This window comes from Streptomyces sp. NPDC048196, assembly GCF_040652715.1.
GTDB classification, from domain to species: domain Bacteria; phylum Actinomycetota; class Actinomycetes; order Streptomycetales; family Streptomycetaceae; genus Streptomyces; species Streptomyces siderophoricus.
Genome location: NZ_JBEZMM010000014.1, coordinates 144,432 through 159,436, shown reverse-complemented (window position 1 = coordinate 159,436; position 15,005 = coordinate 144,432). Strand labels below are relative to the sequence as shown.

15 protein-coding genes are annotated in these 15,005 nt (G+C 71.5%); 7 read left to right on the top strand and 8 right to left on the bottom strand.

Annotation, left to right across the window (positions count from 1 at the left end; translation table 11 throughout):
- Nucleotides 1-343 precede the first annotated feature (343 nt).
- From AB0E02_RS17345 to galT, 4 genes are all read right to left on the bottom strand, one after another.
- The gene (locus AB0E02_RS17345) at nt 344-1,102 is read right to left on the bottom strand and encodes a response regulator transcription factor (RefSeq protein ID WP_362140045.1); all 759 of its coding nucleotides are present in this window, start codon (nt 1,100-1,102) and stop codon (nt 344-346) included.
- 271 nt (nt 1,103-1,373) lie between these two features.
- Nucleotides 1,374-2,570, bottom strand: a complete 1,197-nt coding sequence (gene galK, locus AB0E02_RS17340) for a galactokinase (protein ID WP_362140043.1) — start codon at nt 2,568-2,570, stop codon at nt 1,374-1,376.
- Nucleotides 2,571-2,593: 23 nt separating this feature from the next.
- Nucleotides 2,594-3,559 (bottom strand): UDP-glucose 4-epimerase GalE, encoded by a 966-nt coding sequence (galE, locus tag AB0E02_RS17335; RefSeq protein WP_362140041.1) that lies wholly within the window; start codon nt 3,557-3,559, stop codon nt 2,594-2,596.
- On the bottom strand, nt 3,556-4,608 hold the full coding sequence (gene galT, locus AB0E02_RS17330; RefSeq protein WP_362140038.1) for a galactose-1-phosphate uridylyltransferase: 1,053 nt from the start codon (nt 4,606-4,608) through the stop codon (nt 3,556-3,558). Before galT ends, galE begins: the two co-directional genes overlap by 4 nt.
- Nucleotides 4,609-4,860: 252 nt before the next feature.
- On the opposite strand from galT, the gene AB0E02_RS17325 reads away from it, so the two are divergent.
- Both AB0E02_RS17325 and AB0E02_RS17320 read left to right on the top strand, forming a co-directional pair.
- On the top strand, nt 4,861-6,531 hold the full coding sequence (locus AB0E02_RS17325; protein WP_362140035.1) for a sodium:solute symporter family protein: 1,671 nt from the start codon (nt 4,861-4,863) through the stop codon (nt 6,529-6,531).
- Between the two features lie 32 nt (nt 6,532-6,563).
- A complete protein-coding gene (locus tag AB0E02_RS17320) occupies nt 6,564-6,872 on the top strand; it encodes a hypothetical protein (RefSeq protein ID WP_362140032.1) in 309 nt (102 codons plus the stop codon).
- A gap of 20 nt (nt 6,873-6,892) precedes the next feature.
- Here AB0E02_RS17320 and AB0E02_RS17315 read toward each other — a convergent pair whose 3' ends face one another.
- The gene (locus tag AB0E02_RS17315; protein ID WP_362140030.1) at nt 6,893-7,630 is read right to left on the bottom strand and encodes a LuxR C-terminal-related transcriptional regulator; all 738 of its coding nucleotides are present in this window, start codon (nt 7,628-7,630) and stop codon (nt 6,893-6,895) included.
- Between the two features lie 445 nt (nt 7,631-8,075).
- Here AB0E02_RS17315 and AB0E02_RS17310 point away from each other — a divergent pair, with 445 nt between their 5' ends.
- Complete coding sequence (locus tag AB0E02_RS17310) at nt 8,076-8,990, top strand: hypothetical protein (RefSeq protein WP_362140027.1); 915 nt, start codon at nt 8,076-8,078, stop codon at nt 8,988-8,990.
- A 487-nt stretch (nt 8,991-9,477) separates the two neighbouring features.
- On the opposite strand, the gene AB0E02_RS17305 is transcribed toward AB0E02_RS17310, so the two are convergent.
- On the bottom strand, nt 9,478-11,277 hold the full coding sequence (locus tag AB0E02_RS17305; protein WP_362140025.1) for an ABC-F family ATP-binding cassette domain-containing protein: 1,800 nt from the start codon (nt 11,275-11,277) through the stop codon (nt 9,478-9,480).
- 312 nt (nt 11,278-11,589) lie between these two features.
- Complete coding sequence (locus tag AB0E02_RS17300) at nt 11,590-11,883, bottom strand: hypothetical protein (RefSeq protein WP_362140022.1); 294 nt, start codon at nt 11,881-11,883, stop codon at nt 11,590-11,592.
- A 145-nt stretch (nt 11,884-12,028) separates the two neighbouring features.
- On the opposite strand from AB0E02_RS17300, the gene AB0E02_RS17295 reads away from it, so the two are divergent.
- Nucleotides 12,029-12,778, top strand: a complete 750-nt coding sequence (locus AB0E02_RS17295; RefSeq protein ID WP_362140020.1) for an alpha/beta hydrolase — start codon at nt 12,029-12,031, stop codon at nt 12,776-12,778.
- A 371-nt stretch (nt 12,779-13,149) separates the two neighbouring features.
- Here the strand turns inward: AB0E02_RS17295 and AB0E02_RS17290 are convergent, their stop codons facing one another.
- Entirely contained in the window at nt 13,150-13,368 is a 219-nt protein-coding gene (locus AB0E02_RS17290; RefSeq protein WP_362140017.1) for a hypothetical protein, read from the bottom strand.
- A gap of 241 nt (nt 13,369-13,609) precedes the next feature.
- On the opposite strand from AB0E02_RS17290, the gene AB0E02_RS17285 reads away from it, so the two are divergent.
- From AB0E02_RS17285 to AB0E02_RS17275, 3 genes are read left to right on the top strand one after another with little or no spacing between them, the layout of a single operon-like run.
- A complete protein-coding gene (locus tag AB0E02_RS17285; RefSeq protein ID WP_362140015.1) occupies nt 13,610-14,464 on the top strand; it encodes a helix-turn-helix transcriptional regulator in 855 nt (284 codons plus the stop codon).
- A 10-nt stretch (nt 14,465-14,474) separates the two neighbouring features.
- The gene (locus AB0E02_RS17280; RefSeq protein WP_362140013.1) at nt 14,475-14,672 is read left to right on the top strand and encodes a DUF397 domain-containing protein; all 198 of its coding nucleotides are present in this window, start codon (nt 14,475-14,477) and stop codon (nt 14,670-14,672) included.
- A gap of 10 nt (nt 14,673-14,682) precedes the next feature.
- Nucleotides 14,683-14,901, top strand: coding sequence for a DUF397 domain-containing protein (locus tag AB0E02_RS17275; protein WP_362140010.1), 219 nt, complete (start codon nt 14,683-14,685; stop codon nt 14,899-14,901).
- Nucleotides 14,902-15,005: the final 104 nt, after the last annotated feature.

Sequence of the window (15,005 nt, the reverse complement as noted above, 5' to 3'; positions counted from 1 at the left end):
ACTACCGATCTGCTCGCGCCCCGCCGCGCGCCCCCACACACCCGCACACTCCCCCACCGGGTGGGGACGGGCCGGAGGGGCCTGGTGTGTGGACGTAAAGCGTCAGCAGTCCACACACCAGGCCCCGCAGGCCAGTCACCGCACCCACCACAAACCCAGCCCGCCGCAGGCGCAACGGCCAGACGACCCGCGGCGGGACAGCCAAGTACGTGCGCGGCGCCGCAAAGCACACAACGGCGACCAAGCCCCGCGGCGGGAAAGACAGCTACGTACGCGGCGCCGCAAAACGCACAACGACGAGCAACCCCCGCGGCGGGACAGCCAGCTACGTGGGCAGAACCCCCTACGGCACGGCCGTAGCCGCCTCCAGTTCGACCGGTCCTACGCCCGCCCGGCGCGCCAGCGCCACCGCGGCGAGGGTTGAGTGGACGCCCAGTTTGCCGAGGACGTTCTGCATGTGTGTGCGGACGGTGTGCGGGGAGAGGAACAGCCGCTCGGCGACGGCCTTGCGGCCCAGGCCGGCCACCATGCAGCGGAGCACCTCGCGTTCGCGCGGGGTGAGCGACTCGACCAGCCGCTCGCTCTCCGAACGGTGTTTGCGGGCGGCCGTCAGCTCGCGCAGCACACCGGTGAGCAGCGCCGGCGGCAGATGTGTTTCGTCACGCAGCACGCCGCGGATCACGGCGAGCAGCCGGGACAGCGAGCAGTCCTTGGCGACCCAGCCGGACGCGCCGGCCTGCAGGGCGGCGGCCGCCCGGCGCGGGTCGTCGCGGTCGGCGACGACGACCGTACGCAGGTACGGGTGGCTGGTGCGCAGGCCGGAGACCAGCGCGATGCCGTCCCGTGGGCAGCTGCGCGGGACGACCTGCTCGCGGGCCGCGCCCTGTGCCGGCACCGCGAGCAGCGGCGCGGCCAGGTCGGCGTCGGCGAGCAGCACGTCGAAGCGGCGGCCGTCGGTGACCGCCCGGTCGAGGTTGCGCAGGGCGGCCGGGGCGCTGCCCGCGGCCGCGACGTCCACGTCCTGCTCCGCGGCGAGCGCGGCTGCCAGGGATTCGGCGAAGATGCGGTGGTCGTCGACCACCAGAACCCGGATGCGTTGCACAGAGACCCCCTGTCTCGGTGAACGGACCATAGCGGGCACGACGCCCGGATTGAAGATCGCCTCGGTCGCACGGCCGCCGCCGTGCCGACATGACTACCCCCACCCCAGGCGCCGTACCCGAACGGTCTCGCCCCCTGATCAGCACCGGCCCCCACCGGTGCAGGATCTCAGAGTACGGACGGGCCGCGGCGAGGGAAGGTGAATGGCCAAACTGCTGCCGCCCCCCGTCCATTTGGCGACGCTCCGATGGCCGCACGCCGCCGGTCGCGCCCTACTGGAGCCGGTGTGCTCCGGCGCTGGGCACGGCTGCGAAGATCCGCGGTTCGAGGTGGCCGGCGGCCGCGAAGGCCGCGGTGATCGCCGTGCCGACGTCGGTGGCGGCCGGTTCGTCGACGAGGACGATCGCCGAGCCGCCGAAGCCGCCGCCGGTCATCCGGGCCCCGAGGGCGCCCGCGGCGAGGGCGGTGTCGACGGCGAGGTCGAGTTCCGGGCAGGAGATCGCGAAGTCGTCGCGGAGCGAGGCGTGGCCGGCGGTCAGCAGCGGGCCGATGGCGCGGGTGCGGCCGGCGTCCAGGCAGGCGATGACGTCTTCGACCCGCTGGTTCTCGGTGACGATGTGGCGGACCAGGGCCTGGGCGCCGGGGTCGTCGGCGAGCTGGGTGAGGGCCTCGGGGAGATGTGCGCAGGACACGTCGCGCAGGGCCCGTACCCCGAGCGCCCGCGCACCGCGCTCGCAGCCGGCGCGCCGCTCCGCGTACGCGCCGTCGCCCAGCTCGTGCTTCACGCGGGTGTCGACGACCAGCAGCCGCAGCCCCTCCCCCGCGAGGTCGAACGGCACCTGGCGGTGGGTCAGGTCGCGGGTGTCGAGGAACAGCGCATGGCCTTCGGTGCAGCAGGCCGCGGCGGTCTGGTCCATGATCCCGCAGGGCACGCCGACGAAGGCGTTCTCGGCCCGCTGGGCGATCCGGGCCAGCCGCCGGGGGTCCAGGTCGAGGGCGTAGAGGTCGTTGAGGGCGAGGGCGGTGGCGATCTCCAGGGCGGCGGAGGAGGACAGTCCGGCGCCGGTGGGCACGGTGCTGTCGTAGTGCAGGTCCGCGCCGCCGACGGGCAGTCCGGCCTCCCGCATGGCCCACACGATCCCGGCCGGGTAGGCGGCCCAGCCTCCCTGGGCGGCGGGGCGCAGGGTGTCGGTGCGGAGTTCGACGATGCCGCCTTCGGCGTCGCCGGAGTGCAGCCGCAGCACCCCGTCGGTGCGGGGTGCGGCGGCGGCGAGGGTGGTGTGCGGGAGTGCCAGCGGCAGTACGAAGCCGTCGTTGTAGTCGGTGTGTTCACCGATCAGGTTGACCCGGCCGGGCGCCGCCCAGATACCCGTGGGGGCGGCGCCGTACACCGCGGTGAAGCGGTCCGCGGTGTGCCGGGCGCCGTGCGGGCGCCCGGTGGTCGGGGTGGCGGCTCGGTGACCTGCCATCAGGACTCCTTCGTCCGGTGCGGCTAGCTGGTGTGGTCGAGGCTCTGTGCGAACGCCCAGGCGTCGGCGACGATGCCCGCGAGGTCGGCGCGGCGGGGCTGCCAGCCGAGGCGGTCGGCGGCGGTCTTGGCGGAGGCCACCAGGACGGCCGGGTCACCACCGCGGCGCGGGGCGGTGACCTCGGGGATGGGGTGGCCGGTGACCTTGCGGACGGTCTCGATGACCTCGCGGACGGAGAAGCCGTTGCCGTTGCCGAGGTTGCAGATCAGGTGCTCGCCGGCGGTGGCAGCGCCCAGGGCCAGCAGGTGGGCCTCGGCCAGGTCGGCGACGTGGATGTAGTCGCGGACGCAGGTGCCGTCGGGGGTGGGGTAGTCGTCGCCGAAGACGGAGATCGCCTCGCGCCGGCCCTGGGCGACCTGGAGGACGAGCGGGATGAGGTGCGATTCGGGGTCGTGGCGCTCGCCGCAGCTGCCGTAGGCGCCGGCGACGTTGAAGTAGCGCAGGGAGACCGCGGCCAGGCCGTGGGCGGTGGCCTCGCCGCTGATCATGTGGTCGACGGCGAGCTTGCTGGCGCCGTAGGGGGAGGTGGGGGCGGTCGGGTCGGTCTCGGTGATGGGGGTGTTCACCGGCTCGCCGTAGGTGGCGGCGGTGGAGGAGAAGACCAGCTTGCGTACGCCCGCGGTACGCATCGCGGCCAGCAGTGCCATGGTGCCGCCGACGTTGTTGTCCCAGTACTTCTCGGGCTTGACGACGGACTCGCCGACCTGGGAGAACGCGGCGAAGTGCAGGACCGCCTCGTAGGAGGGGTCCAGCCACTTGCCGGCGTCGCGGATGTCGCCCTCGATGAAGTCGGCGCCGGCGGGGACGCCGGCCCGGAAGCCGGTGGAGAGGTTGTCGAGCACGGTCACGGTGTGGCCGGCCTCCAGCAGGTGCTGGGCCACCACACTTCCGACATAACCCGCCCCGCCCGTCACCAGGTACTTGCTCATGGCTTGCTCGCTACCTCTCGCAGTCGCTCGGCCGCGGCTTCCGGCGGCACGTCGTTGATGAACACGTTCATGCCGGATTCGGAACCCGCGAGGAACTTCAGCTTGCCGGAAGTCCGGCGAATGGTGAAAAGCTCAAGGTGGAGGGCGAAGTCCGCGCGCTGTGCGGTGCGGTGCGGCGCCTGGTGCCAGGCGGCGATGTAGGGGGTCGGAGGGGCGCCGGCGCCGGTGTCGAAGATCCGGTCGAAGCGCCGCAGGAGCTCCAGGTAGAGCCGCGGGAATTCGGCGCGGGCGGCGTCGTCGAGGGCGAGCAGGTCGGGGGCCCGGCGCTTGGGGTAGAGGTGCACCTCGTAGGGCCAGTGGGCGGCGTACGGGACGAAGGCCGTCCAGTGGTCGCCGTCGAGGACGATGCGGCGGCCGTCGGTGCGTTCGTCGTCGAGGACGTCGTCGAAGAGGTTGCGGCCGGTGGCCCGGCGGTGGGCGGCGAGCGAGGCCAGCATGCGTGCGGTGCGGGGGGTGACGAAGGGGTAGGCGTAGATCTGGCCGTGCGGGTGGCCGAGGGTGACGCCGATCTCCGCGCCGCGGTTCTCGAAGCAGAAGACCTGCTCGACGCCGGGGAGTTGGGAGAGTTCGGCGGTGCGGTCGGTCCAGGCGGCGAGGACCAGGGCGGCCTGGTCCTCGGTGAGGTCGGCGAACGAGGCGTCGTGGTCGGGGGTGAAGCAGACGACCTCGCAGCGGCCGCGGTCCCCGGCGAGGGAGGGGAAGCGGTTCTCGAAGACGGCGACGTCGTAGTCGGCGGCGGGGATCTCGGATTGCCGGCCCCCACGGGAGGGGCACAGCGGGCATTCGTCGGCCGGCGGGTGGTAGGTGCGGGCCTGGCGGTGCGAGGCGATGGCGACGTGGTCACCGAGGAGGCGGTCGGTGCGGATCTCGGCGGCGGTGGCGACCGGGTCGAGGGGGCGCCGGTCGACGGCGTCGCGGACGACGTCGTCGCGCGAGTCGTAGTAGATCAGCTCCCGGCCGTCCGCGAGCCGCGTCGTCGTCTTCTTCACCCCGGGGGCTCCTCACCTCACCGACCAAACACAAACAAACACAATGAAGCACAACTAAACAGTTGCGTCAACGCCGGGTCAAGCCGTCGCACCCACGGGGGCAGCGGTGCGCCAGACCGGGCATATGCCGCTTCCTCATCACGATCCAACAACTGAAACGAACAAAAGTGTTCAGTTTCTGACCGCCCGCGCGTAGCTTTCTGTGCGTTCCGACCGCCCGCACCGCCCGCACGCAAAGAAGCGAGCTACGACATGATCAATTTGGCCGAAGGGCTACGGCTGCCCACCAACGGGCTGGACTACACGATCCTGGCCCTCTACTTCGTCGTCGTCCTCGGCATCGGCTTCGCGGCCAGGCGCAGCGTGAGGACGAGCCTGGACTTCTTCCTCTCCGGGCGGTCCCTGCCCGCCTGGGTCACCGGCCTGGCGTTCGTCGCCGCCAACCTGGGCGCCACCGAGATCCTCGGGATGGCCGCCAACGGCGCGCAGTACGGCGCCTACACCGTCCACTGGTACTGGATCGGCGCCATCCCGGCGATGGTCTTCCTCGGCCTGGTGATGATGCCGTTCTACTACGGCTCCAAGGTGCGCTCGGTGCCGGAATTCCTGCTGCACCGCTTCGGCCCGTCCTCGCACCTGCTGTCGTCCGTCATCTTCGCCGTCTCGTCCGTGCTCATCGCGGGCGTCAACCTCTACGCGATGGCGATCGTGCTGCAGGCGCTGCTCGGCTGGCCGCAGTGGGTGGCGATCGTCGTCGCCGGTTTCTTCGTGCTCGCGTACATCACCATCGGCGGACTGTCCTCGGCGATCTACAACGAGGTGCTGCAGTTCTTCGTCATCCTCGCCGCGCTGATCCCGCTGACCGTCGTCGGCCTCAAGCGCGTCGGCGGCTGGCACGGCCTGACCGACTCGCTGACCTCCTCGCACGGTGACGCCTTCCTGACCGCCTGGAAGGGCACCGGCATCGGCGAGGGCAACCCGCTGGGCGCCAACTGGCTGACCATCGTCCTCGGTCTCGGCTTCGTGATGAGCTTCGGCTACTGGACCACCAACTTCGCCGAGGTGCAGCGCGCGCTGTCCGCGAAGAACCTCTCGGCCGCCAGGCGCACTCCGCTGATCGCCGCCTTCCCGAAGATCTTCATACCCATGGTCGTGGTCGTGCCCGGCCTGATCGCGCTGGTCATGGAGCCGACGCTGGGCAAGAGCAAGGACGGGCTGCAGTACAACGACGCGATCCCGGTCCTGATGCGCGACCTGCTCCCCAACGGCGTCCTCGGCATCGCCGTCACCGGCCTGCTCGCCGCCTTCATGGCCGGTATGGCCGCCAACGTGTCGTCCTTCAACACGGTCTTCACCAACGACATCTGGGCCGCGTACCTCAAGAAGGGCCGCGAGGACGCGTACTACCTCAGGACGGGCCGGGTGGTCACCGCGGTCGGCGTGCTGATCGGCATGGGCACCGCCTTCATCGCCTCGTCCTTCAGCAACATCATGAACTACCTGCAGACGCTGTTCTCCTTCTTCAACGTCCCGCTGTTCGTGGTGTTCATCATCGGCATGTTCTGGAAGCGGACCAGCGCCGCGGCCGGCTTCTGGGGGCTGCTGTCCGGCACCGCCGCCGCCATGGTCAACTACTTCGGCCTCTACAAGCAGGGCATCATCACCATCCCCTCCGACCAGGGCGCCAACTTCGTCTCGTCGATCGTCGCGTTCGTCGTCGGCGCGCTGGTGATGGTCGTGGTCACGATGGTCACCAAGCCCAAGTCCGCCGAGTCCCTGGCCGGACTGGTCTACGGCACGCGGTCCCCCGGCATGGAGGAGCTGCCCGCCGAGGGCGACGACGCCTGGTACCGCCGCCCGGCCCTGCTGGGCTGGGGCGCCGTCGTCCTGGCCGCCGTCTGCTACGTCCCGTTCTCCTTCTGAACACCGGCCCCGAACAGCGGAGTTGACCCACCATGAGTGACTACCAGCACGAGGTCGAGGAGCTGGAGCGCGAATCGGCGACCGCCGCCCGGCTCTTCGACGTACGGCGCATCATCGGCGGCCTGTTCGTCGTCTACGGCGTGATCGTCACGATCGCCGGCATCACCGCCTCCGACGCGGACCTCAAGAAGGCCCAGGACATCAACATCAACCTCTGGACGGGCCTCGGCATGCTCGTCCTCGGCCTGTTCTTCCTGGTCTGGCTGAAGCTCCGGCCGACCGTGCCGCCCACGGCCGAGGAACTCCGGGCCGCGGCCGGCGACGGGCCCGCCGAGGACTGACCGGCGCCGGCCCCCGGCTCCTATCCCTGCGACGGGGACGGCTCGTCCGTCCCCGTCTCCGTCTCCGCCGCCGTCGTCGCCCGTGCCGGCCGCCCGCGGCCCGCCCGGTCCAGCAGCCCGGTGCGCGCCGCCAGCGCGGCCGCCTCCAGCCGGGAGCCGACCTCCAGCTTCATCAGCACCCGCTGCACATGCGTGCGCGCGGTGCTCGGCGCGATGGCCATCCCGGCCGCGATCAGCCGGGTGTCCTCGCCGTCCGCGACCCGCATCAGGACCTCGACCTCGCGCGGGGTGAGCAACTCCAGCAGCCGCGCGCCCTCGTCGTCCGGCTGCGCCGCCGGGTGCAGCAACTCCTCGAACGCCTGCTGCAGCAGCTGCGGCGAGACCGCCGACTCCCCCGCCCGGGCCTTCATCATGGCCCGTTCGACGCCCTCGATCCGCTCGTCGTTGCGGACGTACCCGGACGCCCCGGCCGCGAACGCGGCGGCGATCCCGCGCGGGCTGGGCACCGGCCCCAGCACCACCACCGCCACCTGCGGCCGCTCCTTCTTGATCCGTACGACCGGGTCGAAAGTGCCCGGCTGGGCGGGCGCCGCGGTCCCCAGCAGGCACACCTCGGGCGCCCGGCTCACCACCAGCTCCGCGGCCCCGGCACTCGGCGCGGCGGCCGCCAGCACCCGGTGCCCGCGCAGTTTCAGCGCCGAGGCGAGCGCCTCCGCGAGCAGCCGGTGATCGTCGACCACCATGAGCCGCACGCCCATAGAGCAACCCCCTCCTCCGCGCGGCCCCGGCGCGCCCCGGCCGGGCCGTTCGTCCCCGGGAAGCTACACGCTCGACTGCCGACGCGCGCCCCCTACCGGGCAGAAGCCCCCCGGAATGCTGGAATCCCGGCCATTCGGGGCCGATTGCCGCCGGAACGAGACGCTCCGCGGGTGCCCGGCCTGCGCGACGAACGCCCCGGGGCCGGTGCCGGTGCCGATGTCGGGGCCGGTCCCGGAGCCGGTCCCGGAGCCGGTGTCGGAGCCGGTCCCGGAGCCGGTGTCGGAGCCGGTCCCGGAGCCGGTGTCGGAGCCGGTCCCGGAGCCGGTGTCGGTGCCGTGTGCCACAGTTGACGCCAGCAGGCGGGGGACGGGGCAACCGGCTCCATGCGGTGCACACGGCGCGGTTCGATGCCGGGGTGGGGCGAGACGTGAGCGAAGGAAGGCCATGAGTACACCGCAGCAGCCGCACAACGGCTTCGGGGGCGCGCCGGGTTACGGGACACCGCCGGCCGGCCCGCCCGGCGGATACCCGCAGCAGGTTCCGGGCGGTCAGGTTCCGGGTGGTCAGGTTCCGGGTGGTCAGATACCGCCGCCACCGGGGCCGTACGCGCCGCAGGGACCCTACGACGCCCCCGCGCAGGGGCCGTACGGAGCGCCGCCGCAGCCTCCTTACGGGGTGCCGCCGCAGGGCTACCCCGGTTACGGCGGGCCCGGAATGGTGCCGCCGCCGGTCCCGCCCCGCAACAAGAGCGGAAAGGTGTGGGGGATCATCGGCGCGATCGTCGGTGTGCTGGTGATCGGGAGCATCGCGTCGACCGTGGCGCTCCGCGGCGGCGGATCGGGCGGTTCCGGCGGGCCGAAGTACCGGCTCACGGTGCCGCAGACGCTGGCGGGCGGGGAGTACAAGCTCGCCAAGGACATCTCCCAGCAGGCCGACGGCTCGGTGCCGAACGACGGGGCCAACGAACACGGCATGAGGACGGTCGCCGGGCAGTACGCCAGCGGGACCAAGTCCCTGGTGATGTTGGGGATGTACGGCTCCATAGACGACCCGGAGACGACCGTCGAGCACGCCATCCAGGGGATGACGCGCGACGGGAAGACGGTCGTCGCCGTGGCGGAGAAGAAGTTCACACCGAGCGGCGGCGGGGACCCGCTGACCTGCGGCGTGGACGTGCGCACGGAGATGGGGCAGAAGGTCACGCTGACGTTCTGCATAGGGGCCGACTCCAGCACGTCCATGAACGTCGCCGAGACCGATGCCGCGGACCTGTCGAAGGATCCCCAGTCCATCGACCTGCAGAAGTTCGCGGACCAGGCGGGCAAGATCCGCAGCGAGGTCCGCAAGCCGTTGAGCTGAGTCCGCTGGGCGGAAGCCGTTGGGCGGAAGCCGTTGGGCGGAAGCCGTTGGCCTCCACCGCTGCGCGGTGGGGGCCGCGCGCCGTGGGGGCCGTGCGCCGTGGGGCCCGTACGCCGTGGGGCCCGGGCGCCGTGAGGCCCGTACGCCGTGGGGCCCGTACCCCGTGAGGCCCGTACGCCGTGGGGCCCGTACCCCGTGAGGCCCGTGCGCCGTGGGGCCCGTACCCCGTGAGGCCCGTGCGCCGTGGGGCCCGTACCCCGTGAGGCCCGTGCGCCGTGGGGCCCGCACCCCGTGAGGCCCGTGCGCCGTGGGGCCCGTGCGCCGTGGGGCCCGTGCGCCGTGGGCGCGGGAATATCTCCCACCCCCACTCCGTTGTGGGCCCGCAGGGGGGCTCACGACCCTTAGGGGATCTGTTCGCCCATCCCTTAGGTAACCCCCCGGCCCGCCCCGCCCCGCATCCCCAGCCCGGACCGGCCCGGCCCGCCCCCTACGCGTCCTCCGCCAGCTCCAGCCAGCGCATCTCCAACTCGTCGCGTTCGGCGGCCAGTTCGCGGAGCTGGGCGTCGAGGCCGGCGACCTTTTCGAAGTCGGTGGCGTGTTCGGCGATCTGGGCGTGCAGCTTGGCCTCCTTGTCGCCGATCTTGTCCAGCTGGCGCTCGATCTTCTGGAGCTCCTTCTGGGCCGCGCGGTTGATCGCGGCGGACTTCTTCGGCGCCTCGGCCGGCTGCGCGGGGGCCGGGGTGGCGGCCTCGATGACCTTCTGGCGGCGCTCCAGGTACTCGTCCAGGCCACGCGGCAGCATCCGCAGCGTGGCGTCGCCGAGCAGCGCGAGGACCCGGTCGGTGGTGCGCTCGATGAAGTAGCGGTCGTGGCTGATGACGATCAGCGAGCCGGGCCAGCCGTCGAGCAGGTCCTCCAGCTGCGTCAGCGTCTCGATGTCCAGGTCGTTGGTGGGCTCGTCGAGGAAGAGGACGTTGGGCTCGTCCATCAGCAGCCGCAGGATCTGCAGCCGGCGGCGCTCACCGCCGGACAGGTCGCCGACCGGCGTCCACTGCTTCTCCTTCGTGAAGCCGAACTTCTCGCAGAGCTGGCCGGCGGTCATCTCCCGGCCCTTGCCCAGGTCGACGCGTTCCCGGACCCGCTGGACGGCCTCCAGCACCCGCCAGTCCGGGTCGAGTTCGGCGACCTCCTGCGAGAGGTAGGCCAGTTTCACGGTCTTGCCGACGGCGATCCGGCCGGCGACCGGCTGCGTCTCCCCCTCCGTACGGGCCGCCTCCGCCAGCGCCCGCAGCAGCGAGGTCTTGCCCGCGCCGTTGACGCCGACCAGGCCGATCCGGTCGCCGGGGCCCAGCTGCCAGGTCAGGTGCTTGAGCAGCACCTTCGGGCCGGCCTGGACGGTCACGTCCTCCAGGTCGAAGACGGTCTTGCCCAGCCGGGAGTTGGCGAACTTCATCAGCTCGGCGCTGTCCCGCGGCGGCGGCACGTCCGCGATCAGCTCGTTGGCGGCCTCGATGCGGAAGCGCGGCTTGCTGGTACGGGCCGGGGCGCCGCGGCGCAGCCACGCCAGCTCCTTGCGCATCAGGTTCTGCCGCTTGGCCTCCTCGCTGGCCGCGATCCGCTCCCGCTCGGCGCGGGCGAAGACGTAGTCGCTGTAGCCGCCCTCGTACTCGTGCACATCACCGCGCTGCACGTCCCACATGCGGGTGCAGACCTGGTCGAGGAACCAGCGGTCGTGGGTGACGACGACCAGCGCCGAGCGCCGGGCCTGCAGGTGCCGGGCCAGCCAGGAGATGCCCTCGACGTCGAGGTGGTTGGTGGGCTCGTCGAGGACGATCAGGTCCTGCTCGGCGATCAGCAGTTGGGCGAGCGCGATCCGGCGCCGCTCGCCACCGGACAGCGGCCCGATGACGGTGTCCAGACCGTGGGTGAATCCGGGCAGGTGCAGATCACCGAAGAGGCCGGTCAGCACATCGCGGATCTTGGCGTTGCCGGCCCACTCGTGGTCGGCGAGGTCGCCGATGACCTCGTGCCGGATGGTGGCGGCCGGGTCGAGCGAGTCGTGCTGGGACAGCACGCCGAGCCGCAGCCCGCCGGAGTGCGTGACCCGGCCGTCGTCGGCGCCCTCCAGCTTGGCCAGGATCCGGATGAGGGTCGTCTTGCCGTCGCCGTTGCGCCCGACGACGCCGATCCGGTCCCCCTCGTTGACGCCGAGGGAAACACCGTCGAGCAGGGCCCGGGTCCCGTAGACCTTGCCGACGGCTTCCAGATTGACGAGGTTGACGGCCATCTCACTCCTGCGCTTCCCACGATGCGCTTCACATCGATCGACCTTCCCAGCGTAGTCGGCCTCCGGAAGCACCCCGACGGGGAAAGCGGCTGAGGGGCCGCGGCCGATGTCGTAACCGGCGTCCTCACGTTCGTGGGTCCGGCCGACCGGCGCACGGTGGGCCTGGTCCACCTGCCGGCCGCGGTGTGCCTGCCGGCCCTGGCCTGGCTGGTGCCGCTGGTGCCGCTGGTGCCGCTGGTGCCGCTGGTGCCGCTGGTGCCGCTGGTGATCGTCGGCGCTGGAGACGGAGCTCCGCGGCCGGAGACGGCGGGATCACCACAGCAGAACGGCGGTGACCAGCCAGCCCGGCACGGCGAGGAGAAAACCGGCGACCGCGAGGCCCACGCCGCGCTGGCCCTTTGTGAGGGTCTGCACACCGGCGATCACGCTGCAGATCAGCGCCGGCGGTATGAAGAGGAGGAGCGACCCGAGCAGGCCGACGACGCCGAAGCCGACGAGCAGCAGCAGGGACATCAGTGACAGGACCAGCGAGGCCACCGCGAACCCGTTGTAGGTCTTCGGTCGATGCACCTGGCCGCCGGGCCAGTGGTGATGCGGTTCTGCCATGCGGTGCTCCCGGGATACGCGGCTCAACACCGTGCGGGTGCACCGGCTCGCCCCGAGTTTTGCACAGGGCCGCGGGTCGTACGTGGCCCTGGCCGTGGAGCCGGCTGCCGGGCGCCACCGAGCCCCCGTTGGGTAGCGTCCCCACATGACCTCGGACACAGGTGTGACAGTCGAGACGGAACGCGGGCTGGTCTACGGCCCGAGCGGCAAGCAGCTGGACGTCTACCGCCCGGAGGGGGCGGCGCGCCCGGCACCGGCCGTCCTGCTCTGGCACGGCATCGGCCCCGACGAACGCGACGTCCTCGAACCCCTGGCGCGCACCGCGGCGGCGCGCGGTCTGCTGGTCCTCGTACCGGACTGGCGCTCGGACGCCGCGGACGGCGGCCGGTCGCAGCTCCTGGAGTCGCTGGCCTTCGCCCGCAAGGAAGCGGGCGGGCTGGGCGGCAACGGGGAGTCCTTCGTGCTGGCCGGCTGGTCGGCGGGGGCCGGCGCGGCGCTGGGGGTCGCGCAGCGGCCCGAGGTTGCGGAGGGGTGGCGGCCGAGGGCGGTGGTGGGCGTAGCGGGTCGCTACGACCTGCCGGCCCGCACCACCGGGACCGCCCCGCTGGCCGACCTCGCCGCGGGCCGGGACCCGGCCGTCCCGGTGCACCTCGTCCACGGCAGCCGCGACCCGATCGTGGCGCCCCGGTACTCCCGCGACCTGGCCGAGGCGCTGCGCGCCGCGGGCCACCCGGTGACGCTGCAGGAGCCGGACACCGACCACGCCGGCGTGATCATGACCGCCTACGACCCGACGACGGACCGCTGCGTCCCGACCAGCGACGGGGCCGCGGTGGCGGCGGGACAGCTGGTGGCTGGGGTACTGGCAGCGGCAGCCGCCGGTCAGCCTTCGTAGGCCCTGCAAGCCCTCGCGTCACCGTCGCCCGCACCCACCGGACGACCATGCGTTGAGCATCCGCACCCGCTCCGCCAGCTCCCGGCGCCTGACGTCGTGAACCGGCGGGCTCCGCCATGCCTCCGGCGCGCGCACGTACGGCCGGACGAGGCGGCTGTCCTCCCCGCACAACAAGAGCAGGCCGGGCGGCACCCGACGGACATGCACCAGCCTTCGCGGCGCCCGGGCCGCCGTCGAGGCGGCGGTGGTGGTCGCGACGGCCGTGCCGCAAAGAACGCCGGTACCGCTGCTCCCCCGATGACCGCCCCGCCCTGGAAGTAACCAACTCAGCAGCGCCTCAAGGAGCGTTCGGAGCCATCCCGCCATGGCGTTCACCGCGCGGCCGCCTTGCGGAGAACCTCGGCGAGCTTGCGCGCGGTGACCGCGTTGCAGTTACCGAGGGCGACGAGCGGGACGGCGTAACTGCCCGCGAAGCCTGGCAGATCCACACCGAGCGAGGGCAGCGCGATGCCGTTGTCCTTGAGCGCGGTACGCAGCTCCTCGGCACTCGCGTGCACGTCGTCGGGGGTGGGGTGGTGGTGGAGGGGCATGGGGCTACACCTTCCTGTGCGCTGCGTTCGGTTCGGCGCACTGACGCATGGACCGCCCCTTGGGCGGTCCAACGGCCATGCGGGCGGCGGCATTTCGCGAGGCCGCGGCGTGCGATGCGGCACTACCCGGACCGTAGGGGGCATATATGCCCCGTAGCAAGGTTGTCGCTCAGGGTTCATCAGGTTGGGTGGACCGTGGCACCGTTAGGCGCGACACTGTGCGCGGATAGGGGAAGGTGACATGCCGCCGAGGGACAACCCAACGGCCCGCCAAGCCCGACTCGGGGGCGAGCTACGGAAGTTGCGTGAACGGGCGGGCAAGACCGCCCGAGAGGCAGCGGCCCTGGTTTCGACCGACCAAGCCAAGATCAGTCACATCGAGGCGGGCCGCGTCGGAGTCAGCGAGGACCGCATCCGCCGGCTCGCCGTCTTTTACGCCTGCGACGATGAGGCCCTCGTCGAAGCGCTGTGCGCCATGGCACGCGAGCATCGCGGCCAGCATTGGTGGGACGACTATCGCGGCATCCTCGCTCCCGGATTCCTCGATATCGCGGAGCTTGAACACCACGCCACCAGACTGCGTTACCTACAACCCGTCACGTTGCCCGGGGTCCTCCAGACCGAGGAGCACGCACACGCCCTTTTCGCCAGCACAATTCCGCGGCTGCCCGACGACGAACTGCAGGCCCGGGTCGAGCATCGCATGAAGCGGCGGAAAATCTTGGAACGAGATGAACCACCGCATTTCGAGGCCATCGTGCACGAGGCAGCGCTGCGCATGCGCGTAGGCGGGCGAAAGGTTACGCGCGGACAGCTCGAACACCTCTTGTGCATGTCTGAGCGGCCGGGCCTCATTCTCCGTGTCATCCCATTCGCCAGCGAGGATTTCATTGACGTGACGCAGACGGTGTTGTACGCGAGTGGCATCGTTCGACAGCTCGATACCGTGCACATCGACACCCCGTTCAGCGGCCGCTACCTTGACGCAGCCGCTGACCTCGATCGCTATCGCGCCCTGCTCGACCTCGCCGAGCAGGCAGCACTCACGCCCGAACAGTCGCGAAGTTTTATTCACCACGTCGCAAAAGAACTGTGAGAGACAGACCATGAGCAGCGAACTCAGGTGGCAGAAATCGAGCTTTTCCGGGAGCAGCGAGCAGTGCCTCGAAACAGCCAGGGCTTCCGGCGAAATACTCCTTCGCGAAAGCGACGACCCCCAAGTGATCGTCAGAACCACTCCGGAGAAACTCGCCGCCTTCATCCTCGGCGTGAAGAACGGCGAGTTCGACCACTTCGTCAACTGAGGTTATCGAAATGACCAGCAACCGGATTGACTTGAGCACCGCCGTCTGGCGCAAGAGCAGCTACACCAACGGCGACGGCGGGGACTGCGTCGAGGTGGTCGACGGCCTCCCCGGTGTCGTCCCCGTCCGTGACTCCAAGGACCCGCACGGGCCGGCGATAGTCTTTCCCGCCGCGGCCTGGTCGTCCTTCGTCTGTGCCGTCAAGGATGCGGCGTTGCCGGGCAGTTGAGCGGTCGGGGCAGTCGGCGGCCGTGGGAATATCGCCGCCCCCGCACCCGTTGTGGCCCCGCAGGGGGGCCTCGCGTCCCCTACGGGATCCGTTCGAGCGCCCCC